Origin of the sequence: Jiangella alba (assembly GCF_900106035.1) — a bacterium.
Classification (GTDB): Bacteria; Actinomycetota; Actinomycetes; order Jiangellales; family Jiangellaceae; genus Jiangella; species Jiangella alba.
The window spans coordinates 1732817-1756454 of record NZ_FNUC01000004.1; the positions used below are offsets into that span (position 1 = coordinate 1732817).

The 23638-nt window shown below is 72.8% G+C and carries 24 protein-coding genes; 15 read left to right on the top strand and 9 right to left on the bottom strand.

The window, feature by feature from the left end:
* Positions 1 to 3 precede the first annotated feature (3 nt).
* The 3 genes from BLV02_RS25920 to BLV02_RS25930 all read left to right on the top strand — a co-directional run bounded on the left by BLV02_RS25920 (position 4) and on the right by BLV02_RS25930 (position 4105).
* Complete coding sequence (locus BLV02_RS25920; protein ID WP_069108959.1) at positions 4 to 774, top strand: ABC transporter ATP-binding protein; 771 nt, start codon at positions 4 to 6, stop codon at positions 772 to 774.
* Between the two features lie 3 nt (positions 775 to 777).
* On the top strand, positions 778 to 2913 hold the full coding sequence (locus BLV02_RS25925) for an FtsX-like permease family protein (RefSeq protein ID WP_069108958.1): 2136 nt from the start codon (positions 778 to 780) through the stop codon (positions 2911 to 2913).
* Between the two features lie 298 nt (positions 2914 to 3211).
* The gene (locus tag BLV02_RS25930; protein WP_069108957.1) at positions 3212 to 4105 is read left to right on the top strand and encodes a Rossmann-like and DUF2520 domain-containing protein; all 894 of its coding nucleotides are present in this window, start codon (positions 3212 to 3214) and stop codon (positions 4103 to 4105) included.
* Here BLV02_RS25930 and BLV02_RS25935 read toward each other — a convergent pair whose 3' ends face one another.
* Positions 4106 to 4624: a winged helix-turn-helix transcriptional regulator gene (locus tag BLV02_RS25935; RefSeq protein WP_069108956.1), complete on the bottom strand. Its 519-nt coding sequence runs from the start codon at positions 4622 to 4624 to the stop codon at positions 4106 to 4108.
* Between the two features lie 90 nt (positions 4625 to 4714).
* On the opposite strand from BLV02_RS25935, the gene BLV02_RS25940 reads away from it, so the two are divergent.
* A complete protein-coding gene (locus tag BLV02_RS25940; protein ID WP_069108955.1) occupies positions 4715 to 6097 on the top strand; it encodes an MFS transporter in 1383 nt (460 codons plus the stop codon).
* Here the strand turns inward: BLV02_RS25940 and BLV02_RS25945 are convergent.
* Genes BLV02_RS25945 through BLV02_RS25955 form a run of 3 tightly spaced genes read right to left on the bottom strand, consistent with a single transcriptional unit; the run spans position 6066 to position 8666 of the window.
* Positions 6066 to 7079 (bottom strand): ABC transporter ATP-binding protein, encoded by a 1014-nt coding sequence (locus BLV02_RS25945; protein ID WP_069108954.1) that lies wholly within the window; start codon positions 7077 to 7079, stop codon positions 6066 to 6068. The two genes, BLV02_RS25940 and BLV02_RS25945, sit on opposite strands and share 32 nt — an antisense overlap.
* Complete coding sequence (locus tag BLV02_RS25950) at positions 7076 to 7879, bottom strand: ABC transporter permease (protein WP_069108953.1); 804 nt, start codon at positions 7877 to 7879, stop codon at positions 7076 to 7078. The genes BLV02_RS25945 and BLV02_RS25950 overlap by 4 nt, the downstream gene beginning before the upstream one ends.
* Entirely contained in the window at positions 7872 to 8666 is a 795-nt protein-coding gene (locus BLV02_RS25955) for an ABC transporter permease (RefSeq protein ID WP_216093936.1), read from the bottom strand. Before BLV02_RS25955 ends, BLV02_RS25950 begins: the two co-directional genes overlap by 8 nt.
* A 109-nt stretch (positions 8667 to 8775) precedes the next feature.
* On the opposite strand from BLV02_RS25955, the gene BLV02_RS25960 reads away from it, so the two are divergent.
* From BLV02_RS25960 to BLV02_RS25985, 6 genes are all read left to right on the top strand, one after another.
* A complete protein-coding gene (locus BLV02_RS25960) occupies positions 8776 to 9420 on the top strand; it encodes a hypothetical protein (RefSeq protein ID WP_141711343.1) in 645 nt (214 codons plus the stop codon).
* Positions 9414 to 10439, top strand: coding sequence for a hypothetical protein (locus tag BLV02_RS25965; protein WP_141711342.1), 1026 nt, complete (start codon positions 9414 to 9416; stop codon positions 10437 to 10439). Before BLV02_RS25960 ends, BLV02_RS25965 begins: the two co-directional genes overlap by 7 nt.
* Before the next feature lie 16 nt (positions 10440 to 10455).
* Positions 10456 to 11292: a pantoate--beta-alanine ligase gene (panC, locus tag BLV02_RS25970; protein WP_069108950.1), complete on the top strand. Its 837-nt coding sequence runs from the start codon at positions 10456 to 10458 to the stop codon at positions 11290 to 11292.
* Between the two features lie 186 nt (positions 11293 to 11478).
* Complete coding sequence (locus tag BLV02_RS25975) at positions 11479 to 13107, top strand: L-aspartate oxidase (RefSeq protein ID WP_069108949.1); 1629 nt, start codon at positions 11479 to 11481, stop codon at positions 13105 to 13107.
* A gap of 2 nt (positions 13108 to 13109) precedes the next feature.
* Positions 13110 to 13994 carry a carboxylating nicotinate-nucleotide diphosphorylase gene (gene nadC, locus BLV02_RS25980; RefSeq protein WP_069108948.1) on the top strand — a complete coding sequence of 295 codons (885 nt, stop codon included), beginning with the start codon at positions 13110 to 13112 and terminating at the stop codon, positions 13992 to 13994.
* 2 nt (positions 13995 to 13996) lie between these two features.
* Positions 13997 to 14776: a type III pantothenate kinase gene (locus BLV02_RS25985; protein ID WP_069108947.1), complete on the top strand. Its 780-nt coding sequence runs from the start codon at positions 13997 to 13999 to the stop codon at positions 14774 to 14776.
* Here the strand turns inward: BLV02_RS25985 and BLV02_RS25990 are convergent.
* Entirely contained in the window at positions 14773 to 15681 is a 909-nt protein-coding gene (locus BLV02_RS25990) for an RNA polymerase sigma-70 factor (protein ID WP_216093935.1), read from the bottom strand. The genes BLV02_RS25985 and BLV02_RS25990 overlap by 4 nt on opposite strands.
* A 71-nt stretch (positions 15682 to 15752) precedes the next feature.
* On the opposite strand from BLV02_RS25990, the gene BLV02_RS25995 reads away from it, so the two are divergent.
* Positions 15753 to 16688, top strand: coding sequence for an NAD-dependent epimerase/dehydratase family protein (locus BLV02_RS25995; protein ID WP_069108946.1), 936 nt, complete (start codon positions 15753 to 15755; stop codon positions 16686 to 16688).
* Positions 16689 to 17179: 491 nt separating this feature from the next.
* Here BLV02_RS25995 and BLV02_RS26000 read toward each other — a convergent pair whose 3' ends face one another.
* Positions 17180 to 17521, bottom strand: a complete 342-nt coding sequence (locus tag BLV02_RS26000; protein WP_141711341.1) for an STAS domain-containing protein — start codon at positions 17519 to 17521, stop codon at positions 17180 to 17182.
* A 96-nt stretch (positions 17522 to 17617) separates the two neighbouring features.
* On the opposite strand from BLV02_RS26000, the gene lysS reads away from it, so the two are divergent.
* The 3 genes from lysS (at position 17618) to BLV02_RS26015 (ending at position 20122) form a co-directional block, all read left to right on the top strand.
* The gene (gene lysS / locus BLV02_RS26005; protein ID WP_425432584.1) at positions 17618 to 19123 is read left to right on the top strand and encodes a lysine--tRNA ligase; all 1506 of its coding nucleotides are present in this window, start codon (positions 17618 to 17620) and stop codon (positions 19121 to 19123) included.
* Positions 19120 to 19710 (top strand): amino-acid N-acetyltransferase, encoded by a 591-nt coding sequence (locus tag BLV02_RS26010; RefSeq protein WP_069108943.1) that lies wholly within the window; start codon positions 19120 to 19122, stop codon positions 19708 to 19710. The genes lysS and BLV02_RS26010 overlap by 4 nt, the downstream gene beginning before the upstream one ends.
* Positions 19711 to 19786: 76 nt before the next feature.
* Positions 19787 to 20122, top strand: coding sequence for a histone-like nucleoid-structuring protein Lsr2 (locus tag BLV02_RS26015; RefSeq protein WP_069108942.1), 336 nt, complete (start codon positions 19787 to 19789; stop codon positions 20120 to 20122).
* 115 nt (positions 20123 to 20237) lie between these two features.
* On the opposite strand, the gene BLV02_RS26020 is transcribed toward BLV02_RS26015, so the two are convergent.
* Together BLV02_RS26020 and BLV02_RS26025 are read right to left on the bottom strand one after the other, a co-directional pair.
* Positions 20238 to 21086 (bottom strand): fumarylacetoacetate hydrolase family protein, encoded by an 849-nt coding sequence (locus BLV02_RS26020; protein WP_069108941.1) that lies wholly within the window; start codon positions 21084 to 21086, stop codon positions 20238 to 20240.
* A 28-nt stretch (positions 21087 to 21114) separates the two neighbouring features.
* A complete protein-coding gene (locus tag BLV02_RS26025) occupies positions 21115 to 22326 on the bottom strand; it encodes an alpha-hydroxy acid oxidase (RefSeq protein WP_069108940.1) in 1212 nt (403 codons plus the stop codon).
* A gap of 62 nt (positions 22327 to 22388) precedes the next feature.
* On the opposite strand from BLV02_RS26025, the gene BLV02_RS26030 reads away from it, so the two are divergent.
* The gene (locus tag BLV02_RS26030) at positions 22389 to 23078 is read left to right on the top strand and encodes a FadR/GntR family transcriptional regulator (protein ID WP_069108939.1); all 690 of its coding nucleotides are present in this window, start codon (positions 22389 to 22391) and stop codon (positions 23076 to 23078) included.
* Between the two features lie 16 nt (positions 23079 to 23094).
* Here the strand turns inward: BLV02_RS26030 and BLV02_RS26035 are convergent, their stop codons facing one another.
* The gene (locus BLV02_RS26035) at positions 23095 to 23466 is read right to left on the bottom strand and encodes a hypothetical protein (protein ID WP_069108938.1); all 372 of its coding nucleotides are present in this window, start codon (positions 23464 to 23466) and stop codon (positions 23095 to 23097) included.
* Positions 23467 to 23638: the final 172 nt, after the last annotated feature.

Here is a 23638-nt window from a genome sequence, read left to right on the forward strand (position 1 = left end):
ACCGTGAGCCTGCCTACCACGATTCCCTCCGGCGCCCCGGGCGCCGTCCTCGCGCCGGCGGTCCGCGCCGTCGGCCTGACCAAGCTGCACGGCAGCGGCGACACCGCCGTCCGCGCCCTCGACGCCGTCGACGTCGCGTTCGCGGCCGGGCGGTTCACCGCGATCATGGGACCGTCCGGGTCCGGCAAGTCGACGCTCGTGCACTGCCTGGCCGGGCTGGACACCGCGACGTCGGGCCGGGCGCTGCTCGGCGACACCGATCTCACTGCGCTCGACGACACCGAGCTGACGCTGCTGCGGCGCGAGCGGCTGGGCTTCGTCTTCCAGGCGTTCAACCTGCTGCCGACGCTGGACGCGGAGGCCAACGTGCTGCTGCCGCTGAAGCTGGCCGGCAAGCGGCCGGACCGGCGCTGGTTCGCCGAGATCATCGACGTGCTCGACATCGGCGACCGGCTGCGGCACCGGCCGAGTGAGCTGTCCGGCGGCCAGCAGCAGCGGGTCGCCGTCGCCCGGGCGCTGATCAACCGGCCCGAGGTGATCTTCGCCGACGAGCCCACCGGCAACCTGGACTCCCGGTCCGGCGGCGAGGTGCTGGCGATCCTGCGCACCAGCGTGCGCGAGCTCGGCCGGACGGTCGTCATGGTGACGCACGACCCGGTCGCGGCGTCGTCGGCGGACCGGGTCGTCATGCTCGCCGACGGCCACGTCGCCGGCGAGATCGCCGACCCCACGCCCGACGCCGTCATCGACGGCCTGCGCCGGCTGGGCGGCTGACTGATGCGATCGATCGTGCTGGCGGGGCTGCGCGCCCATCTGCTGCGGCTGGTGCTGACCGGCCTGGTCGTCGTGCTGTCGGTGGGCTTCACCGCGGCGACGCTGATCCTCACCGACTCGCTGGACGCGGGCACCCGCAAGGAGCTGGCCGCCGACGCCGAGGGGGTGGACCTCGCGGTGCTCGCGCCGGACGGCGCGACGTTGTCGCCGGACGAGATCGCCGCCGTCGCCGAGGCCGGCGGGGTGGCCGCGGCCGCGCCGCGGAGCGGGGTGAGCGTGCACACCGTCGACACCGACGGGCGGATCGACCCGTTCGCGACCGCCCGGCTGCTGGCCGCGCCGCTGGGCGCCGACGTGCCGGACGGCGGCGTGCTGCTGGACCGGCGCTCGGCCGACCGGCTGGGCCTGGCCGAGGGCGACGAGATCACCGTGGCGGCCGAGGGCACGGCCGACCTGACCACGCTGCCGATCGCCGGCCTGACCGAGCTGTCCGCCGACGGCATCGACGACCTCGAGCTCACCGCGGGCTGGGACCTCGTCCGCGAGTTCGCCGACCCGCCCGGCGCCTCGCGGGTGGACCTGCGGCTGGAGGACGGCGCCGACGCGGCCGCCGTCCGGGCTGCGCTGCCCGGCGGGTACGACGTCGTCACCGGGAGCGAGCTGGCGCAGCAGCTGATGGACTCCTCGTCGCAGCGTGAGGCGCTGCGGATCCCGCTGCTGATGCTCGGCGCGGTGTCGCTGATCGTGGCGGCGTTCGTCATCGCGAACACGTTCCGGATCCTGGTCGCCCAGCGCACCCGGGAGCTGGCGCTGCTGCGCACCGTCGGCGCGACCCGGCGCCAGGTGCTGCGCGGCGTGCTGGCGGAGTCGCTCGCGATCGGGCTGGCCGGCAGCCTCGTCGGCGTCGGGGCCGGAGCGCTGACGGCGCTCGTGACGGGCTCGGTGCTGGGCGAGTCGATGGTGCTGACGGTCACCGCGGCGACGGTGGCGTGGTCGGTCGCGATCGGCGTGCTGATGACCGTCGGGTCGGCGCTGCTGCCGGCCCGGGCCGCGACCCGGGTGGCGCCGCTGGCCGCGTTGCAGACGGTGCCCGACGGCGCCGACAGCCGCACCACGGGACGGGCCCGGATCACGTTCGGCGTGCTGGGGCTGGTGGTCGGCACGCTGATGCTGCTGGCCGGCGCGGCGTCGGGGACGTCCGGCGGCGGAGCCGGGCTAATCCTCGTCGTGTTCGGTGCGGCGGTCTGCTTCCTCGGCCTGCTGATCCTCGGCCCGAAGGTGGTGCCGCCGCTGGTCCGCGCGATCGGCGCGGTGGCCGCCCGGCTGTCCGGTGGTTCGCGGTCGACGGCCGAGCTGGCCACGGCGAACGCGGTGCGCAACCCGCGCCGGGTGGCGGCCACGACGGCGGCGCTGCTGATCGGCGTCACGACGGTGGCCGGCTTCCTCACCGTCGTGGAGTCGTCCCGGCAGAGCGTGGGCGCGGTCGTCGACGGCCGGATACCGGCCGACTTCGCCGTCCGCACCGCCACCGCCGACCCGATCCCGGACGACGTCGCGCGGGCGATCGAGGCGCTGCCGGAGACCGGCTCGGTGGTCCAGGACGGCGCCGACCTGCTGGCCGTCAACGCGGCCGACGGCGTGGACGACGACGATGCGCGGTCGGCGATCGTCGACGCGACCGCGGAGCACCCCGAGTTGTCCGTGCAGAGCTTCGCCCAGCGGCGCGCCGAGTTCGAGGAGAACCTGAACGAGGCCGTCAACCTGGTGCTGGCGATCCTGGCGCTGGCGCTGGTGATCGCATTCATCGGCATCGCCAACACCCTGTCGCTGTCGGTGCACGAGCGGACCCGCGAGATCGGGCTGCTGCGGGCGCTCGGCCTGACCCGCCGGCAGACCCGGGTGATGCTCGGCGTCGAGGCGGCGCTCATGGGCGCGGTGGCGGCGGTGGTCGGGTCGGTGGCCGGCGCGGCGTTCGCCTGGGCCGCCGTCTCCAGCCTCGAGGAGCTCGGGTTCGTCGTGCCGTGGGGGCAGCTGGCGATCAGCGCCGCCGTCGCGACCCTGCTCGGCGTGCTGGCCTCGATCGCCCCCGGCCAGCGGGCGGCGCGCACCTCACCGGTCATGGCGCTCGCGGCCGAGTGACCCCTCCGCGCCCGTTTGCAATGAGCACCCATAGGCACCGGTGCGTAGAGGTGCTCATTGCAAAGTCGGCCGGGCGTCTGCCGCGACCCTGCTCGGCGTGCTGGCCTCGATCGCCCCGGCCAGCGGGCGGCGCGCACCTCACCGGTCATGGCGCTCGCGGCCGAGTGACCCCTCCGCGCCCGTTTGCAATGAGCACCCATAGGCACCGGTGCGTAGAGGTGCTCATTGCAAAGTCGGCCGGGCGTCTGCCCGCGACGGCTCCGCCGTGAGCGGGGCGTGGGTGATCTAGCCTGGTCCGATGACGGAGGAACGGCCGGCGCGGCTCGACGTCGGCGTCGTCGGTACCGGGCGGGTGGGCGCGGTGCTCGGCGCGGCGCTGGCCCGGGCCGGGCACCACGTGGTCGCCGGCTACGGCGTCTCGCTCACCAGCCGCACCCGGGCCGGTGCGCTGCTGCCGGACGTGCCGCTGGTCGACGTGCCGCAGGTGTTCGCCCGCGCCGGGCTGGTGCTGCTCGCCGTCCCCGACGACGCGCTGCCGGCGCTGGTCGAAGGGCTGGCCGCCACGAACACCGTCCGGCCCGGCCAGCTGGTGGTGCACACCAGCGGCCGGTACGGCGTCGGCGTGCTGGAACCGGCGACGAAGGCCGGCGCGCTGCCGCTGGCGCTGCACCCGGCCATGACGTTCACCGGCACGTCGGTCGACCTCCAGCGGCTGTCCGGCGCGACGTTCGGGGTCACGGCGCCGGAGCCGCTGTGGCCGGTGGCCGAGGCGCTGGTCGTCGAGATGGGCGCCGACCCGGTCCGCGTCGCCGAGGAGCACCGCGCGCTGTACCACGCGGCGCTCTCGCACGGGGCGAACCACCTGGTCACACTGATCAACGAGGCCATGGACCTGCTCCGCTCGGCCGGCGTCGCCGAGCCCGACAAGGTGCTGGCGCCGCTGCTCTCCGCGGCGCTCGACAACAGCCTGCGCCAGGGCGACGACGCGCTGACCGGTCCGGTCTCGCGCGGCGACGCCGGCACCGTCGCCAGCCACCTCGCCGAGATCGCCGCGGCCCGGCCGGAGTCGGTGAGCACGTACGTCGCGTTGGCGCGGCGCACGGCGGGCCGGGCGCTGGCCGCCGGGCGGCTCAAGGCCGGCGACGCCGAGGCGCTGATCGACGTGCTCGCCGAGCCGCCGTCCGCGCTCTGATCAGGACGTACGCAGCGGCTCGAGCAGCCGGTGCGGTTCGCGCAGCGCCACGCTGACGGCGTCGGTGCGGGTCTGCGTGGCGCCGGGGCCGGGCCGCACCTCGACGTCCTCGGGCCGGACGACCCCGCAGGTGGGGCAGCTGCCGTTGCGCAGCTCCGAACCGCACGGCAGGTGCGTGTAGACGCGTCGTGGCCCGTGCTCGCTGAGGTGCCGCTCGCCCCACTGGCTGAGCAGGTGCAGCGCCGGCCACAGGTCGCGGCCCATGGCGGTGAGCACGTACTCGTCGCGCGGCGGGGCGTCCTGGTACCGCTCCTTCGTCATGACGCCGGCGTCGACCAGGGCCTGCAGCCGGGTGGCGAGGACCGCGCGCGGGATGTCGAGATGGTCGAGGAAGTCGCGGTAGCGGCGCACGCCGATGAAGGCGTCGCGGAGGATCAGCGGCGTCCACCGCTCGCCGACCAGCTCCAGCGCCTTGGCCAGCGAGCAGTCCTGGCCGCCGTAGTCGGTTCCGAGCGCCACGTTGGTCAGTTTACACCCCTGGGTTCATTCATCGAACTGACAGGCGTAGAGTTCCCTAGGTTCAGTCACCGAACTCAGGAGTGCGCCGCCATGACCTCGCCGTCCGCCACCCTCCAGGCCAGCGCCGCCGCCACCGGCCGGCCGCCGCGGGTGACCCTGCTCGTGGCCAGCGCCGCCACGCTGCTGGTGCTGATGAACTACACCGCCCCACTGGCGACGCTGCGCGACATCGGGGCGAGTCTCGACCTCGGCCATGCGGCGGTGACGTGGACGCTCAACGGCGTCCCGCTCGGCCTGGCCGCGCTGAGCCTCGCCGCGGGCAGCGTCGCCGACGACTACGGCCGCAAGCGGGTGTTCCTGGTCGGCCTCGGCGTGCTGGCCGCCGCGATGGTGGGCGGCGCGATGGCCCCGACGGCGACGGTGTTCGTCGTCGCCCGCGTGGTCCAGGGCGCCGCCAGCGCCGCGCTGCTGGCCAGCAGCCTCGGCCTGATCGCGCACGCCCACCCGGACGGCCACGCGCGGCTGCGCGCCACCACCGTCTGGGGTGCGACGGTCAGCGCCGGCATCGCCGTCGGCCCGATCGTCGCCGCGGCCCCCGTGCCCGGCGGCTGGCGGACGGCGTACGTCGTGTTCGCGGTGCTCGGTGTCGTCATCGCGGGCATCGGCGCGGTCGTGCTGGACGAGTCGCGCGCGCCGGTGCGGCGGCGGTTCGACGGCCTCGGCGTCACCACGCTGGGCCTCGGCCTGTCGGCGCTGTTCACCGCGTTGATCCAGGTGCGCGACGGCGTGACGGTGTCGGCCGTGGTGTTCGCGGTGGCCGCCGTCGCGCTGCTCGGCGGGTTCGTCCTGGCCGAGTGGCGTGGCCGCGAGCCGATGCTCGACCTGCGCCTGTTCGCCCGGCGCGACTTCGTGGCCGCGACCGTGGGCGCGCTGGCCACCGGCGTCGCCGTCATCGGCTTCTTCAGCTACCTGCCGACGCTGATGCAGCAGGGCCTCGGGCTGTCGGCGATGTCGACGGCGCTGCTGTCGTCGCTGTGGGCGGGCATCGCGTTCGTCGTCGCGCTGGAGGTGCGCCGGCTGGCCCGGCACTGGCCCGGCTGGGCGATCGTCTCCGCCGGGCTGGGGCTGTCCGCCGTCGGCACGGTCGCGCTGCTCGGGTTCCTCGACGCCGGGTCCTGGCAGCGGCTGCTGCCCGGCCTCGTCGTCGCCGGGGTCGGCAGCGGCCTGGTCAACGGGATCCTGCCGCGGCTGGCGGTCGACTCGGTCCCGCCCCGCAGCGCGGCGATGGGCTCCGGCGCCAACAGCGCGGCCCGCTACGTCGGCGCGGCCATCGGCGTCGCCGTCGCGGTCGCCGTGGTGGGTGCGGCGGGGCCCGATCTCTCCCACGCCACCGACGTCATGCTCATGACCGGCGCCGCGCTGGCCGCGGTGAGCGCGCTGCTCATGCTGTTGCTGCGGGACCGGCGTCGGTAGACCGGCGCACCGCGCTCGGGGCGAGGTAGAGGCGGCGCACGACGTCCTCGATGTCGGGTTCCTCGATGGCGAGGTCGCGCACCTGGCCGCGGCGCCCGACCGCCTCCAGGATCGCGCCCGCCGTCGTCCGTTCCGGCGTGAACGCGAACCGGTGCCGCAGCCCGTCGGACTCGACGGCGACGCGGCGGGCGCCGTCGACGGGACCGAGGTCGGCCACCGGCTCGACCAGGTCCACGACCATGACGCGCTCCGCGCCGACCTGCGCCGTCAGCCCGGGCAGCGTCCCGTCGTAGACCAGCCGGCCGTGGTCGACCACCAGCACGCGGTCGGTGAGCCGCTGCACGTCGTCCATGTCGTGCGTCGTGAGCAGCAGGGTCGTGCCGTGCAGCGCCCGCTGTTCGGCGAGGAACACCCGCAGCCGCTCCTTGCTCAGCACGTCCAGCCCGATGGTGGGCTCGTCCAGGATGAGCAGCCGCGGCGAGTGCAGCAGCGCCGCCGCGATCTCGCCGCGGATCCGCTGGCCGAGCGAGAGCTGGCGCACCGGCGTCGCCAGGAACGCGCCGAGGTCGAGCCGGTCCACCAGCTCGTCGCGGCGGACCGGCCAGGACGCCTCGGGCAGCCGGTGGATCGCGGCCAGCGCGCGGAACGACTCCGCCAGCGGCAGGTCCCACCACAGCTGGCTGCGCTGCCCGAACACGACGCCGATCTGCCGGGCCAGGTCGCGCCGCCGCCGGACGGGGTCCAGCCCGCAGGTGCGCACCGTCCCCTCCGTCGGCACCAGGATCCCGGTCAGCATCTTGATGGTGGTCGACTTCCCGGCGCCGTTCGCCCCGATGTAGCCGACGGCCGCGCCCTCGGCGAGGTCGAAGCTCAGCCCGTCGACGGCGGCGACGACGGTGCGCGCGCGGCGCAGCCGGCCGGCCGGGCTGCGGACGACGAACTCGCGGCGCAGGTCGCGCACCTGGATGATCGGCTCGGTCATGATCCCGTCCCGGTGTAGTGGCGAAGGCCGGTCCGCCAGCCCACCAGAGCGACGGCCCAGACGGCGACGGCGGCCAGGGGCGTGCACCAGCCCAGCCAGTGCGGCGTGCCCGGCGGCCCGGGCAGGTCCAGCAGCGCCAGCACCGGCAGGTAGGCGGTGAACGCGGCCGGCACGACGAACGTGAACAGCAGCCGCATCGGCAGGCTGAAGATGCTGGACGGGTAGCTGGACGCGTAGGCGCCGCCGTAGGTGAAGGCGTTCGAGAACTCCGACCCCTCGACCAGCCAGAACTGGATGGCCGACGCACAGACGAACAGCCCGGCGAAGACCGCGGCGCCGGTCAGCGGCGTCAGCACGAGCAGCGCGACCTTGGCTGCCGTCCAGTCGATGTCGTTGAGCGGCAGCGCGATCACGAGGATGAGGACGGACACGGCGACCCGGCCGAGCCGGCGCAGCGACACGTCGCTGGTGATGAGCTGGGCCAGCACCGGCAGCGGCCGCAGCAGGTACGCGTCCAGCGTCCCCTCGCGCAGGTACACCGGCAGGTTGTCGACGTGCCCGACCAGCAGGTCGGCGATGCTGAAGCCGACGTTGGCCAGTGCGAACAACAGTGCCGCGGCGGCGAAGTCCAGCTCGCCGAGCAGGTCGACGTTGGCGAACAGGACGTAGACCTCGGCGAACTCCATCAGCCCGATGCTGAGGCTGCCCAGCAGGTCGGACACGAACGAGCGCCGGTACGCCGTCTGCGACCGCATCCGCGACCCCAGGAGCACCCGGTACGGACGCCAGCGCTCAGCCACCCTGCACCACCAGCTTCCGGGCGCCGCGGGCGAACACCAGCCGGCCCAGCAGCAGGACGCCGGTCAGCCAGGCCGCCTGGATGGCCAGCACGCCGAGCGCCGCCGTCCCCTCCGCTCGCCCCATGAGGACGTCGACCGGCGCCTGCAGCATCGACGGGTACGGCGTCAGCGCGGCGAGGGTGGACAGCCAGCCCGGGAACCAGTGCACCGGGATGACCAGGCCGGACAGGATGCCCATGGCCACGACGTTCAGGGTGAGCACGCCGCGCAGCTCGATCAGCCAGAACGCGGACAGGTTCACCAGCCACCAGACCGAGAACGACACCGAGACGCCCAGCACGACGCTGACCGCGGCGAGCAGGTACGGCAGCGGCGTCGCCGGCAGCGCCAGCCCGGTGATCAGCGCGCCGGCCAGCAGCGGCGGCGCGCCGCGCGGGATGAACTGGTGGGCGGCGCGGCCGAGGAACCCGGCGAGGTAGGCGAACTGCGGGTCGAGCGGGCGGGCGAGGTCGATGGCGACGTCGCCGTCGCGGATGCGCAGCGCCAGCTCGTTCCAGTTGAACACGTTGACGGGCGCGATGAGGGCCTGCACCAGCCACGCGTACGTGGCGCCGGTCTGCGCGTCGTATCCGGCCAGCGTGCCGCCCGCCGCCCCGATGGCGCCGACCGTGATGGACGCCTTGATCAGGCCGAAGACGGTGTTCGTGAACGCGCCGGCGGCGGTCGCCATGCGGTACGTCGACCAGCGGCGGAAGCCGAGGACGACGAGCGTCGCGAACAGGCGCACAGTCGCAGGACATTACTCAGCCCACTTACCGTTGTCACGGGGATTTGTGTTACCTTGCGACCGGGCACGCACGGCAGTTCGGTATCCGGTTCGCGAGGAGCGAGTGCACTTGTCTGCCCGTCCGCAGCACCCACTGCGCGCGACCGTCCTCGCCGTCTGCGCCGGTGTGCTGACGCTGGCCGGCTGCGGCGACTCCGGCGGCGAGGAACCCACCGGGCTCGGCGAGTCGACGACGACGGCGCCCAGCGCAGAGCCGTCCGCCGACCCCACCGAGACGCCGTCGGACGACCCGGCCGGCCCCACCGAGCACGCCTTCCCCGACGCCGGTGTCACCATCGTCACCCCACCGCCGTCCGGACCGGCCGAGCAGGCCGCGCTGGCCGCGTACGTCGAGTTCGCCCGCGAGTGGCGCTGGTCGCTGCGCGAGGTCCGGCTGAGCGAGCAGCTTCCCGCGCTCGCGGTGGCGCCGGTCGTCCAGACGGTCGAGGACTCCCTGGCGTACCAGGAGGAGAACGGCATCCGGTACGGCGGCGAGATGGTCATCACCCCGGTCGTCGAGGAGAGCGGCGACGCGCTGGTCGTCCTCGGCGGCTGCATCGACGGCTCGGCCGTCCTGCTCGTCGACGACGGCGAGGAGCGCCCGCCCGACGGCGTCGACGAACACCCGGTCATCCCGATGCGCGTCGTTCTCGGTAACGACGGCAGCGGCTGGAAGGTCAACGAGAACACTCTGCACGAGGACGAATCATGTTGATGACACGCTCCGCGCGCCGGGCCGCCGCTCTCGGTGCCGCCCCGGCCCTGCTCGCGGCCGCCGCCCTGACCGCGCTGGCCGCACCACCGGCCGCCGCCGATCCCGCCCCGCGCTGCGGCATCAGCAGCTGCGACGACGACGACGGCGGCTCCGACGCCGATTCCGGCGACGGCGCCGTCACCATCCTCGTCTGGGGCTCCGGCACGACCGGCGGCGGTGAGGGCTACGAGATCCCTGGAGAGTCGGTCACCATCCTGCCGCCCTGTCGGTACTTCAACACGACGTGGAGCGGCAAGGAGTACTACGAGATGGTCCAGAGCGGCGAGTGGATCGGCGGCCGCGACGCCGACGGGAACCCCATCCCGCCGTACGAGGGCTATGAGGCGTACAAGGACGACACCGAGGGCCGGTGGTGGTCCGGCATGTGCTCCAGCGCCGACTACGACGGCCCCATCGATGACTTCTTCGACTACTCCGACGACTGGTTCGAGAACGAGTTCGAGCCCCTCTACGTCGAGCCCGGCGAGCCCGTCCCGGTGCCGCCCATCCCGCCGGAGGTCCTGGTCCAGGTCGCCTACGACGAGATGACGCTGCCCGACCCGCAGATCGGCTGGAACCCGCGGCGCGACGGCGACGGCGCCACCGTCGTCAACCTGCCCACGTGGATGTGGCTCGAGGACGGTCCCGTCACGCTCGAGGTGCACGCCGAGGCCGGCGACAACCAGGCCACTGTCGAGGCGACCATGAGCTCGATGAACTTCTCCGCCGCCAACGCCGCGCCAGTCTCGTGCGACGGCCACGGTGTCGAATGGTCGTCGGGGGCGTCGTCGGACTGCACACTCACGTTCACCCGGTCCAGCGCGCAGCTGCCGGGCGGTGTGGCGAACGTGCTGGCCGAGAGCCAGTGGACCATCGAGTGGTTCGCCAACGGCGCGCCGCAGGGTCCGCTCGACCCGCAGACCACGTCGGCGAACTTCGACCTGCCGGTCGCGGAGGTGCAGACGATCGTCACGCGCTGACCGGTAGCGTGGCGGGGTGACCGAGCCGATCGTCGCCCGCACCCGAGACGAGCTCGCCGAGGCGCTGTCGCGCGGCGAGCAGGAATCCGCCGTCGTCCTGACGATGGGCGCGCTGCATGCGGGCCACCGTGCCCTCATCCACGCCGCCCGCGACCTGGTCGGCACCGGCGGCGCCGTGCTGGTGACGATCTTCGTGAACCCGCTGCAGTTCGGGCCGGGTGAGGACTTCGAGCGCTACCCGCGCCCGTTCGGCGCCGACCTCGCCGTCTGCGCCGAGGAAGGCGTCGACCTCGTGTTCGCGCCGGCTACCGAGGAGCTGTACCCGCTCGGCGACCCGCAGGTGACGGTCGCGCCCGGGCCGCTGGGCGCCGAGCTGGAGGGCGCGGTGCGGCCGGGCCACTTCGCCGGCGTGCTGACGGTCGTCGCGAAGCTGCTCAACCTCACCGTGCCCAGCTACGCGGTGTTCGGCGAGAAGGACTACCAGCAGCTGGTCCTCGTCGGGCGCATGGTGGCCGACCTCGACCTGCCGTACGAGATCGTCGGCGTGCCCACGGTCCGCGAGGCCGATGGGCTGGCACTGTCCAGCCGCAACCGCTACCTCTCCGCCGACGAGCGGGCCGCCGCGCCGGTGCTGGGGCGGGCGCTGGAGGCGGGCGCGGCTGCCGCGGCGGGCGGGCCGGACGCCGTCCTCGCCGCCGCCCGGGCCGAGCTCACCGGCGTCGAGCTCGACTACCTGGAGCTGCGCGGCGCCGACCTCGAACCGGCCCCGGCCACCGGGCCGGCTCGCCTGCTCGTCGCCGCGCGCGCCGGCACCACCCGGCTCATCGACAACATCGCCGTCGATCTGCCCTGAATCAGGGCGGGTGGGCCTCCCACCCGGCCGGGCGGGGTGTCACCGTCGCCGAAACCGAACCGGTCACCGGCGGTGACCTCTGCCGGATCGGGCATCGGGGCGGCCGGCTGGAGGTTTGGCGGGGAAGGTGTCGCGCCCCGAGGCGTAGGCTCTTGGCGCGTGACCGGAGTTCGCATACCCCGCCGCATGCGCACCGAAGACCCCGGCTGGACGGCGTCCGCCGACGTCGTCGTGGTCGGCAGCGGCATCGCCGGGCTCACCACCGCGCTGGAGGCCCGCAAGGCCGGCCGGGTGCTGCTGGTGACCAAGACCCGGCTGTCCGACAGCGCCACCGCGTGGGCGCAGGGCGGCATCGCCGCGGCGCTCGGGCCCGAGGACAGCCCCGAGCAGCACCTGCGCGACACTCTCGTGGCCGGCGTCGGCCTGTGCGACGAGGACGCCGTCCGCACGCTGGTGACCGAGGGGCCGCGGCGGGTCCGCGAGCTGGTCGAGCTGGGCGCGCGGTTCGAGCGCACCCCCAACGGCGACATCGCGCTGACCCGCGAGGGCGGCCACCACCGCGACCGCATCGCGCACTCCGGCGGCGACCAGACCGGCAAGGAGATCTCCCGCGCGCTGCTGGAGGCGCTGGCCGCGGTCCGCGAGGACCCGCAGATCGAGGTCGTCGAGCACGCACTCGTCACCGACGTCCTCACCGACGCCACGGGCCGGGCTTGCGGGGTCGTCCTGCACGTCATCGGCGCCGGGCGGCAGAGCGGTGTCGGCGCGGCGCTCGGCCGGGCGGTCGTGCTGGCCACCGGCGGGCTCGGCCAGGTCTACGCGTCGACCACCAACCCGCCGGTCTCCACCGGCGACGGCGTCGCGGCGGCGGTGCGGGCCGGCGCGCAGATCGCCGATCTCGAGTTCGTCCAGTTCCACCCGACGGTGCTGTGGCTCGGCCGCTCCGCCAAGGGGCAGCAGCCGCTGATCTCCGAGGCGGTCCGCGGCGAAGGCGCCGTCCTGCGCGACGTCGAGGGCCGCCGGTTCATGAAGGGCCGGCACGAGTTGGCCGAGCTGGCCCCCCGCGACGTCGTCGCCAAGGGCGTCATGACCGCGATGGCCGAGACCGGCGCCGAGCACGTCTGGCTCGACGCCCGGCACCTCGGCGGGACGTTCCTGGAGGAACGGTTCCCGACCATCGTCGCCCGCTGCCGCTCCTACGGCATCGACCCCGCCACCGACCTCGTGCCCGTCGCGCCGGCCCAGCACTACGCCAGCGGCGGCGTGCGCACCGACCGCCGCGGCCGCACCAGCGTCCCCGGCCTGTACGCGTGCGGCGAGGTGTCCTGCACCGGCGTCCACGGCGCCAACCGGCTGGCGTCGAACTCGCTGCTGGAGGGGCTGGTCTGGGGCCACCGCATCGCCGAGGACCTCGCGTCGTCGCTCGGCGACGCCCACCCCGGCGACCCGGTCGAGCGCAGCGGGCCGGTCGGGCTGCTCGCCGCCGACGCCCGCCCGTTCGTCCAGTCGGCCATGACGGCCGGCGCCGGCGTGCTCCGCTCGGAGTCGACGCTGACGACGCTCGCGGCCCGGCTGGCGAGCCTCACCGCCGACCCCGCGAGTGAGCGAATGACCCCGGATTCGTGGGAGACGACCAATCTGCACACCGTGGCCGTTACGCTCGGTCGGCATGCCGCCATGCGGGAAGAGACGCGTGGCGGTCATTGGCGTGAGGACTTCCCGGACCGGGACGACCCCCGCTGGCGCGGCCACCTGGTCAGCGTCGTGGACCCGGACGGCGTGCTCACGACGACATATGAGCCCATGAAGGAGTAACGATGAGTCTGCCCGAGCCCGTGACACTCGCGCTGAGCGAGGCGGGTCTCGACCCCCGATACGTCGAGGATCTCGTCCGGGCCACGCTGGAAGAGGACCTCGGCGGCGGCGCGGACGTCACCACGGTGGCGACGGTGCCCGCCGACCAGCTCGCGGTCGCGGTGCTCGGCGCCCGCGAGGGCGGCGTGCTGGCCGGCCTCCCGGTGGCCGAGGCGGTCTTCGCCGTCACCGACCCTGGTGTCGAGATCGAGCGGCACGCCGCTGACGGCGCGGAGCTGCGGGCCGGCGCGAAGGTGCTGACGGTGCACGGCCGCGCCCGCCAGCTGCTGCTGGCCGAGCGGACCGCGCTGAACCTCGCCAGCCGGCTCTCCGGCATCGCCACCGCCACCCGGTCCTGGGTCGACGCGCTGGCCGGGAGCACCGCCGCTGTCCGCGACACCCGCAAGACCACGCCGCTGCTGCGCCCGCTGGAGAAGTACGCGGTGCGGGTCGGCGGCGGGGTCAACCACCGGTCGACGCTGTCCGAGTCGGCGCTGATCAAGGACAACCACATCGCCGCCGCAGGAGGCATCATGGCGGCCTTCCAGGCGGTCCGGCGGGCCTACCCCGATCTCACCGTCGAGGTCGAGGTCGACGACGTCGACGGCGCCCGCGAGGCGGTCGAGGCCGGCGCCGACCTCGTCCTGCTCGACAACTTCACCGTCGACGATGTGCTCGAGGCCGTGAAGGTCGTCGACGGACGGGCCCGGCTCGAGGTCAGCGGCGGGCTGACGCTGGCGCAGGCCGGCGCGTACGCCGCCACCGGCGTCGACTACCTGTCCACCGGCGCGCTGACCCACTCGGTGCAGGCCCTGGACCTCGGCCTGGACGTCGTCGAGGCCTCCTGACCATGCTGCTGGCGATCGACGTCGGTAACACCGAGACCGTCATCGGGCTGCTCGACGGCCTCGAGGTGCGACACCACTGGCGCGTGGCGACCGTGCCCTCGCGCACCACCGACGAGTTCATGGCGCTGCTGCGCGGGCTGTTCGCGGGGACCGACGAGCCGATCGACGGCGTCGCCATCTGCTCGACGGTCCCCGTGGTGCAGCGCCAGGTGCGGTGGCTGACGGAGCGCTACTTCGCCGACGTTCCGGCGCTGCTGGTCGAGCCCGGCGTCAAGACCGGCGTGCCGATCCTCATGGACAACCCGCGCGAGGTCGGCACCGACCGCATCGTCAACGCGCTCGCCGCCATGCACAAGTACGGCACCGGGCGGCCGTGCATCATCGTCGACTTCGGCACCGCCACCACGTTCGACGTCGTCTCGGCGCGCGGTGAATACATCGGCGGCGCCATCGCCCCCGGCATCGACGTGTCGCTGGAGGCACTGCGCAACGCCGCGGCCCAACTGCGCCGGGTCGAACTGGTCCGGCCCCGGTCGGTCATCGCCAAGAACACGGTCGAGGCGCTGCAGTCCGGCGCACTGTACGGCTTCAGCGCCCAGGTCGACGGCGTCGTGACCCGCATGGCGACGGAGCTGGGGGTGGGACTCGACGGTGTCACGGTGATCGGGACGGGTGGGCTGGCGCCGTTGGTGCTGGACGAGGCGGCGACGATCACCTACCACGAACCGTGGCTGACCCTGATGGGCCTGCGGCTGGTGTTCGACCGCAACCACCCGGCCTAGCGCTGCTCCATCAGGGCGTTGAGGTCGCCGACCGGGCCGAGGTGGTGCAGCTTCTCGGGGTTGATCTGGTTGTGCACGCCCACGACGCGGCCGTCGGCGATGGTGAGCGACAGCACGCCGATCACCGCGCCGTCGGGGTCCGACACCCGGGCGCCGGGCTGGCCGTTCACCGTCACCGGCGTGACCGTCGTCCCGAGCTGCGCGCCGGTGCGGCCCAGGTTGGCCAGGAACCGGGCCACCTGCAGCGCGCCGGTCAGCGGCTTGCGCACCGCCGCGGTGATGCCGCCGCCGTCGCCCTGGAACTCGACGTCCTCGGCCAGCAACCGCTCCAGCGCGCCGACGTCGCCGTCGTTGAGGGCGGCGAAGAACGTGCGGGCCAGTTCGTCGCGGTGGTCCCGCGACGGCTCGAAGCGCGGCCGCCGCTCTTCGATGTGCTTGCGGGCGCGGGTCATCAGCTGCCGGCAGTTGGCCTCGCTGCGCTGCACGATCGCCGCGATCTCGCCGTAGCCGTAGCCGAACACCTCGCGCAGCAGGAACACCGCCCGCTCGACCGGTGACAGTGTCTCCAGCACCACGAGGAACGCCGTCGACAGCGAATCGGTCTGCTCGACTCGCCTCGCCGGGTCGTCGTCGGTGGCCAGCAGCGGTTCCGGCAGCCACGACCCGACGTACTGCTCGCGCCGGTGCCGGGCCGAGCGCAGCGCGTCGATGGCCAGCCGGGTGGTGACGGTGGTGGCGTAGGCCTCGGGGTTGTCGGCGTGGGTGCCGGACTGAGACGCGCGGTGCATGCGCAGGAACGCCTCCTGGACGACGTCTTCGGCTTCGCTGACGCTGCCCAGCATGCGGTAGGCCACCGAGAACATCAGCGGCCGGAGGTCGTCGTGGGCGACCGCGAGATCGGTCACGGCAGCGATCCTGTCACAGGACGGCGGGTTGCCTCGTCGGAGGGGGCAGCACACGAGAAGAGGAGAAGGACATGCGAGTCTTCCTGGCCGGTGCCACCGGCGCCCTGGGGCGGTCCCTCGTCCCGCTGCTGATCCAGGCCGGCCACGAGGTGACCGGCACGACGCGCTCGGCGGCGAAGGTCGCCGACCTGAATGCCGCCGGCGCCGAGGGCGTCGTCATGGACGGGCTGGACGCGCAGAGCGTGGCGGCCGCGGTCCGCACCGCCCGCCCGGACGTCATCGTGCATCAGCAGAGCGCGCTGAGCGACCAGAGCGGCAACCTGAAGCGGTTCGACCGCGACTTCGCCACCACCAACCGGCTGCGCATCGAGGGCACCGACCACCTGCTGGCGGTGGCCCGCGAGACCGGAGTGACCCGGTTCGTCGCGCAGAGCTTCACCGGCTGGCCCAACGCCCGCAGCGGCGGCCCGGTGAAGACCGAGGACGACCCGCTCGAGCCGAACCCCGAGTCGGCCTGCAGCCAGACCCTGCGAGGCATCCAGTACCTGGAGCGGGTCACCACCGGCACGCCCGGTATCGACGGTCTCGCGCTGCGCTACGGCAGCTTCTACGGCAACGGCACCGGGCTGACCAGCGAGAAGTTCGCCGGCCTTCTGCGCAAGCGGCAGCTGCCGATCGTCGGCGGCGGCACCGCCGTATGGTCCGTCGCACACATCGACGACGCCGCGCAGGCCACGCTCGCGGCGATCGAGGGCGGAGCACCGGGCATCTACAACATCGTCGACGACGACCCGGCGCCGGCCGCGGATGTGCTGACGACGCTCGCCGCTGCGTTCGGCGCGAAGCCGCCGCGCCGGTTGCCCACCTGGCTGGCCCGGCCACTGATCGGCGACTTCGGCGTGGCGTTCATGACCACACTGCGCGGCTCGTCGAACGCCAAGGCCAAGCGCGAACTGGGCTGGAAGCCGGGGCACCCGAGCTGGCGGCAGGGATTCTACGAGCGGTAGTCGCCCGCCGGCCGGGGCGGGGCCGGTCGTTCTCCGGGGCGGCGGTCCGCGCCGGCCGGGGCGGGGTCGGTCGTTCTTCAAGCGGCGGTCGGGCCGGTCACGGGCGTGGACGACCGTGCGCGTGAGCGTCGCGCGTTCGAGGTTGTCGGTGCCCGCCCGTAGGGTGGGGGCCCTCCCGGCCGGGCGGGGTGTCACTCCGGCCGAAAGCTCGGCCGAGGCGTTGCTGTGGCCGAGACCCGAGGCTGAACGTCGTCCCCGATCGTGCGTGGACGACCGTGCGCGTGAGCGTCGCGCGTTCGAGGTTGTCGGTGCCCGCCCGTAGGGTGGGGCCCTCCCGGCCGGGCGGGGTGTCACTCCGGCCGAAAGCAACGACACGGTGCCCGTGCCGAGAGAAGGCTCAACGACGCGGTGCCCGCGCCGAGAGCCGAAGGCGCGACGGCGCCCGCGCCCGAGAGCTCAAGCCGAGGCGGCACCACCCCGGCCCGAGAAACTCAGGCGCGGCTGGGCGGCACGATGGGACTGTGCTCGGCGAAGGTCCAGCCGTTCGCCTCGATGGCCCGGTGCGCCGGCCCGCTGACCGCGGCGAACGACACCTCGTAGCCCGACGTGTGGCCGCGGGTCGACAGCTCGCGCAGGAACTCGATGGCGGCGTCGCTCATGCCCGTGACCCGGTGCATGTCGACGACCACGTGATCGAGCGCGTTCAGCTGCTCCAGCTGGACGACCCTGTCGATGGCCGGGCCGAACGCGTCGTCGGGATCGGTGCCGACCTCGCCGGCCAGGAACACCACGATCTCGCGGCCTCCGCGGTCGACGACCTCCACTGTGCTCATCGACCTCACCTCCACACCCAGCGTGACAGTTCGTGGTATCGGCGGCAAGCATTCCGCGCCTGCCCATGAACGGCGGGGAACGTCTACCGCCTAGGCTTGTCCTTCATGAGTGGACAGCCGCCGACCGACGATCAGGATTTGCCCGAGCAACTGCGCATCCGGCGCGAGAAGCGCGCGGAGTTGCTCGCCTCGGGGCAGCCGCCGTATCGTCTCGGATTCCCGCGCAGCCACACGTTCGACGCGCTGCGGGCGGCATATCCCGACTTGCCCCCCGGCGCCGAAACCGGCGACCGCGCCTCCGTCGCGGGCCGGGTGATCTTCCTGCGCAACACCGGCAAACTCTGTTTTGCCCGGCTGCGTGAAGGCGACGGCACCGAACTCCAGGTCATGCTCTCGCTCGATCGCGTCGGCGAGGAGAGCCTGGCGTCCTGGAAGCACCTGGTCGACATCGGCGATCACGTGGGCGTCGAGGGCGAGGTCATCGTCAGTAAGCGCGGCGAGCTGTCGGTGTCGGCCGAGCGCTGGACCATGCTTTCCAAGGCGCTGCGGCCGCTGCCGGTGGCGCACAAGGATTTGAATGAGGAAACCCGGGTCCGGCAGCGTTACGTCGACCTCATCGTCAATCCGGACGCCCGGGCCATGGTGCGAACTCGCGCCGTCGTCACCCGGTCGGTCCGCGAAACGCTGCATCGGCACGGGTTCATCGAGGTCGAGACGCCGGTACTGCAGCTGATCCACGGCGGCGCGTCGGCGCGGCCTTTCCAGACGCATCTCAATGCGTTCGACATTCCGATGACGTTGCGCATCGCCCTCGAGCTGTACCTGAAGCGGGCCATCGTCGGGGGCATCGACAAGGTCTACGAGATCGGCCGCATTTTTCGAAACGAGGGTATCGATTCCACGCACAGCCCCGAGTTCACCATGCTCGAGGCGTACGAGGCCTACGGCGACTACGACACCATGGCCGAGCTCATCCGTGACCTCGTCGTCGACGCCGCGCGCGCCGTCGGCCGCACGGTGGTGCCCGACGGCCGCGGCGGCGAGATCGACCTCGAGGCGCCCTGGCAGCACCTGACGCTGCACGAGGCCGTCTCGGGGGCGGTCGGCGAGACGGTCACCATCGACACCCCGGTCGAGCGGCTGCGCGAACTGGCCGAGAAGCACGAGGTCGGACTGGACCCGTCGTGGGGTCACGGCGAGGTCGTGCTCGAGCTGTTCGAGAAGCTGGCCGAGCACACGTTCATGACGCCCACGTTCATCCGCGACTATCCGGAGGAGGCGCGGCCGCTGGCCCGCCCGCACCGCGACGACCCCCGGCTCACCGAGGCGTGGGACCTCGTCATCCGCGGCGTCGAGATGGGCGTGGCGTACTCCGAGCTGGTCGACCCCGTCCTGCAACGGGACCGGCTGACGGCGCAGTCGCTCAGGGCGGCCGCCGGCGACCCCGAGGCCATGCAGCTCGACGAGGACTTCCTGCGCTCGCTCGAATACGGCATGCCGCCCACCGGCGGCATGGGCCTCGGAATCGACCGCCTGATGATCCTGCTCACCGACTCGGGCATTCGCGAGACGATCCTGTTCCCGCTGGTGAAGCCGGAATGACGGCGCCGGCCGATAACGAGCCGGAACAGCGCTATCGGGTACGGCGGGCACGCACCGCCGATGTACGGCACATCCGCGGACTGCTCGACGGTTACGCGTCCCAGCGGATCCTGCTATCGAAAGAGACCGTGACCCTATTCGAGGACATCCAGGAGTTCTGGGTGGCCGAAACGGTTTCAGAGAGCAGCGCGGTGGGCACTGTCATCGGCTGTGGCGCGTTGCACGTCATGTGGGAGGATCTGGCGGAGGTTCGCACCCTCGCCGTGGCGCCGGAATGGCGTCGCCACGGCGTCGGGCACGTACTGCTCTCCCGCTTGCTGCGGGTGGCTGAAGAACTCGGGGTCGTGCGCGTGTTCTGTCTCACGTTCGAGGTCGACTTCTTCGAGCGGCACGGTTTCGAGCGAGTGCAAGGCACGCCGGTAGACACCGACGTCTACGCACAGTTGTTGCGCTCGGCAGACGAAGGCGTTGCGGAGTTCCTCGACCTCGACCGGGTGAAGCCGAATACTCTGGGTAACGTGCGGATGCTACGTCGAATGGGTACCACGTCACAAAACGACCAGGACGACTCGCGGCAGCCGAATTGAAATTCGGTGTACTGAGGCGTAACAATAGTGATGTCATACTTAATCTTCGAGGGCACCCCCGCAGGAAGGATCAACGATGGCGCAAAAGGTTCAGGTGATTCTGCTCGACGATCTCGATGGCGGTGAAGCTACCGAGACCGTGAGCTTCGCCTTGGACGGAGCCACGTACGAGATCGATCTGTCGGCCAAGAACGCCGGTAAGCTCCGCGACGCCATGGCGCCCTACGTCGCCTCGGCTCGCCGGGCGTCGGCACGACGGGGACGCGGGCGGGCCGCTGCTACCGGCGGGCGGGCCAGCCGCACCGACACCACGGCCATCCGTGAATGGGCCCGCGACCAGGGCCTGAAGGTGTCCGACCGGGGCCGCATCCCGTCCGACATCTTGGCGAAGTACGAGTCCGCGCACGGGTGACGACACTCGTCAACGCATCCAACCGCGGAGATGCACGGGGGATTTGACGCGGGAAGGGGCCGGCGCCTGGTGATCAGGCGGCCGGCCCCTCGCGTTGCTCGGGAACGGGGATGACCTACGCGTCGGCGAAGACCTGGCGCTGCCGGCCGAGTCCATCGATCTCCAGTTCCACGACGTCGCCGGCCCGCAGGTAGGGCTGGCCGGGCATGCCCATCGCCACGCCGGCGGGGGTGCCGGTGTTCACCAGGTCGCCCGGCTCGAGCACCATGAACTGGCTCAGGTACCAGATGACGTGCCCGATGCCGAAGATCAGGTCGGCGGTGGTGCCGTCCTGCCGCTGCTCGCCGTTCACCCACAGCCGCAGCCCCAGCTTGCCGGGGTCGTCGATCTCGTCGGCCGGTACCAGCCACGGGCCGAGCGGGTTGAACGTCTCGCACGACTTGCCCTTGTCCCACTGGCCGCCGCGCTCGAGCTGGAACTCTCGCTCCGAGACGTCGTTGGAGATGGCGTAGCCGGCGATGACGTCCAGCGCGTCGTCGGGGGAGTCGAGGTAGCGGGCCTCCTTGCCGATGACGACGCCCAGCTCGACCTCCCAGTCGGTCTTCACGCTGCCGCGCGGGACCAGCACGGTGTCGTCCGGCCCGATGACGGTGTTCGGCGCCTTCATGAAGATGATCGGCTCAGGCGGCGTCGCCGCGCCCGTCTCGGCGGCGTGGTCGCGGTAGTTCAGGCCGATGCACACCACCTTGCCGGGACGGGCGATCGGGGCTGCGATGCGCCCACCCGCCGGCAGCTGCGGCAGGCCGCCCTCGGCCAGCGCGGCGCGGGTCCGCGCGACACCGTCGCCGGACAGGAACGCGCCGTCGATGTCGCCGGTGACCGAGCTCAGGTCGTAGACCGTGCCGTCGTCGGCGCGGACGGCGGGGCGCTCAGCGCCCCGGTCACCGATGCGCATCAGTTGCATGTCGTCTCCTCGTGAGTGGTGGTGCGGATCAGGGGAGCCGGACGTGGCCAGGGTTCAGCTCGTCCACGGTACGGGCACCGAGCAGCTGCATGGTGCGTCGCACCTCGGTGGTCAGGATCTCGGCGGCCCGGGCCACGCCGCGCTCGCCGCCGGCCATCAGGCCGTACAGGTAGGCGCGGCCGACCATGCAGGCGTCGGCGCCCAGCGCCTTCGCCGCCACGATGTCCGCGCCGCTGGTGATGCCGGTGTCGAGGTAGATCTCGGTGCGGTCGCCGACCGCCGCGGCCACGTCGGGCAGCAGTCGCAGCGGCACCGGCGCGCGGTCCAGCTGGCGGCCGCCGTGGTTCGACAGCACGATCGCGTCGGCCCCCGCGTCGACCACGCGCCGTGCGTCGTCGACGGTCTGGACGCCCTTGACGATCAGCGGCCCGGACCAGATGGAGCGCAGCCAGGCGAGGTCGTCGATGGTCATCGTCGGGTCGAACAGCATGTCCAGCAGCTCGGCGATGGTGCCCTTCCACGATGTCAGCGACGCGAACTGCAGCGGCTTCGTCGTCAGCATGTTCATCCACCAGGCTGGGTGCACGGCGGCGTCGAGCACCGTCTTCGCCGTCAGCGTCGGCGGGATGGTGAAGCCGTTGCGCACGTCGCGCAGCCTGGCCCCCGCCACCGGCACGTCGACGGTGAGGACCAGCGCCTCGAAGCCGGCGTTCGCGGCCCGCTTCACCAGGTCCTCGCCGGCGGAGCGGTCCTTCCACACGTACAGCTGGAACCACTTGCGCGCCCGCGGCGCCGCGGCGGCGACGTCCTCGATGGACGTCGTACCCATGGTCGACAGCGAGTACGGGATGCCGGCGCGCTCGGCGACCCGGGCCACGGCGCTCTCGCCCTCGTGGTTCATCATCCGGGTGAAGCCGGTCGGGGCGAACGAGAACGGCTGCGCGGCCGGCCGGCCCAGCATCGTCGTCGTGGTGTCGACGTCGGACACGTCGTGCAGGACGGACGGGCGGAACTCCAGGTTCGCGAACAGCGACCGGGCCCGGCGCAGGCTGATCTCGGCCTCCGCGGCGCCGTCGGTGTAGTCGAACACCGACCGCGGGGTGCGCATACGGGCGATGCGCCGCAGGTCGGCGATGGTCAGCGCGTTCTCCAGCCGGCGGTCGGTCGGGTTGAGCGTGGGCCGCTTCGTGCGCAGCAGCGGCTTGAGTTCGGACCAGCGGGGGAGTTGTCGGTCGGTCATGGAGCGGCTCCGTGGACGTCAGCCATGTGGTCAGACCACACGGTATCAGTAGGGTTCCCAGCATGAGGACCCACGAGCTGGTGCTCCGTCAGGTGGAGGCCGACCTCGCGGCTGGAAAGCTGCGACTGGGCGACCGCCTGCCCGGCGAACGGGCCATGGCCGGCCAGCTCGGCGTCAGCCGGCCGTCGGTCCGCGAGGCGATCCGCGTCCTCGAGGCCATGGGCGTCGTCCGCACCGCGGTCGGGTCCGGCCCCGACGCCGGCGCCGTCATCGTCGCCGACCCCGGCTCGCCGCTGACGGCAGCGCTGCGGTTGCACCTCGCCACCAGCCACCTGCCGATGGGCGACATCGTCCAGACCCGCGTGCTGCTGGAGTCGTGGGCGGTGCGCGAGGCGGCCGGCCGGGCCACCCCGGCGCAGGTCGCGGCGGCGGCGCAGCTGCTCGACGCCATGGACGAGCCCGACCTCCCGCGCGAGCGGTTCCACCTCCTCGACGCCGAGTTCCACGTCGCGCTGGCCAGCCTCGCCGGCAACGTGCTGGTGTCGACGATCATGGCGTCGCTGCGCGAGGCGATCCACGGCTACGTCATCGCGGCCGCGCCCAGCGTGCCCGACTGGACCCCCGTCGCCACCATGCTGCGCGCCCAGCACCGCGCCGTCCTCGCCGCCGTCGCCGACGGTGACGGCGACCTCGCCGCCGAGCTCGTCGCCGAGCACATCGAGGGCTTCTACAAGGCGTCGCGCCTGGCCTGACCGCCACCCGCCGCGATCACGCGTCCGGGAACGGGTCCTCCGGCAGCAGGCCGTCCAGTTCGGCGTCGGCGGCGTGCACCTGCGCCACGTACTCGTCCTCGATCTCGTAGGAGCGCGAACCGAGCCGGAACGTCGGGGCCGGGGCGAACTCGACCGGCCCGAGCCGCGTGGCGCGTGGGTACTGCAGGTTCACGTCGGCCGGCCGGCCGCGGTGGCGCAGGCCGCCGGTGAGGACGGCGATGCGCCGGTCGGTGACGGCGACGTAGCAGTCGATGCCGGACATCACGCTGCCGATCCAGACCGTGGTGACGGGGATCAGGTAGCCGATCTCCTCTCCTGCCTCGAGGAGGTCCTGGCACTGGCGGCGGACGTGCGCGGGCACCGGCATGTCTCACTCTGGCACGGCGATCGGCGGGTGCGGCGGCGCCGTGGCGCAAAACGGACAATCACGATCTCGAAGGGTCTCGAAGTTACGGCGGGATGCCGCTACTGTTTCCCCAACATCGGGGCAGCTTTCCACGCTTGTCGTCGAAAGTTTCGGCCGCAGCCAGCTCCGGTGC

What these genes read in the sequence shown, in the direction of transcription:
- BLV02_RS25965 (WP_141711342.1), top strand. Translation starts at nt 9,414, where the DNA reads ATGTTGATGACACGCTCCGCGCGCCGGGCCGCCGCTCTCGGTGCCGCC.
- BLV02_RS25925 (WP_069108958.1), top strand. Translation starts at nt 778, where the DNA reads ATGCGATCGATCGTGCTGGCGGGGCTGCGCGCCCATCTGCTGCGGCTG.
- BLV02_RS25995 (WP_069108946.1), top strand. Translation starts at nt 15,753, where the DNA reads ATGCGAGTCTTCCTGGCCGGTGCCACCGGCGCCCTGGGGCGGTCCCTC.
- nadC (WP_069108948.1), top strand. Translation starts at nt 13,110, where the DNA reads ATGAGTCTGCCCGAGCCCGTGACACTCGCGCTGAGCGAGGCGGGTCTC.
- BLV02_RS25985 (WP_069108947.1), top strand. Translation starts at nt 13,997, where the DNA reads ATGCTGCTGGCGATCGACGTCGGTAACACCGAGACCGTCATCGGGCTG.
- BLV02_RS25945 (WP_069108954.1), bottom strand. Translation starts at nt 7,079, where the DNA reads ATGACCGAGCCGATCATCCAGGTGCGCGACCTGCGCCGCGAGTTCGTC.
- BLV02_RS25930 (WP_069108957.1), top strand. Translation starts at nt 3,212, where the DNA reads ATGACGGAGGAACGGCCGGCGCGGCTCGACGTCGGCGTCGTCGGTACC.
- BLV02_RS26035 (WP_069108938.1), bottom strand. Translation starts at nt 23,466, where the DNA reads ATGCCGGTGCCCGCGCACGTCCGCCGCCAGTGCCAGGACCTCCTCGAG.
- BLV02_RS25940 (WP_069108955.1), top strand. Translation starts at nt 4,715, where the DNA reads ATGACCTCGCCGTCCGCCACCCTCCAGGCCAGCGCCGCCGCCACCGGC.
- BLV02_RS25975 (WP_069108949.1), top strand. Translation starts at nt 11,479, where the DNA reads ATGCGCACCGAAGACCCCGGCTGGACGGCGTCCGCCGACGTCGTCGTG.
- BLV02_RS26010 (WP_069108943.1), top strand. Translation starts at nt 19,120, where the DNA reads ATGACGGCGCCGGCCGATAACGAGCCGGAACAGCGCTATCGGGTACGG.
- BLV02_RS26025 (WP_069108940.1), bottom strand. Translation starts at nt 22,326, where the DNA reads ATGACCGACCGACAACTCCCCCGCTGGTCCGAACTCAAGCCGCTGCTG.
- BLV02_RS26000 (WP_141711341.1), bottom strand. Translation starts at nt 17,521, where the DNA reads ATGAGCACAGTGGAGGTCGTCGACCGCGGAGGCCGCGAGATCGTGGTG.
- BLV02_RS26030 (WP_069108939.1), top strand. Translation starts at nt 22,389, where the DNA reads ATGAGGACCCACGAGCTGGTGCTCCGTCAGGTGGAGGCCGACCTCGCG.
- BLV02_RS26020 (WP_069108941.1), bottom strand. Translation starts at nt 21,086, where the DNA reads ATGCAACTGATGCGCATCGGTGACCGGGGCGCTGAGCGCCCCGCCGTC.
- BLV02_RS26015 (WP_069108942.1), top strand. Translation starts at nt 19,787, where the DNA reads ATGGCGCAAAAGGTTCAGGTGATTCTGCTCGACGATCTCGATGGCGGT.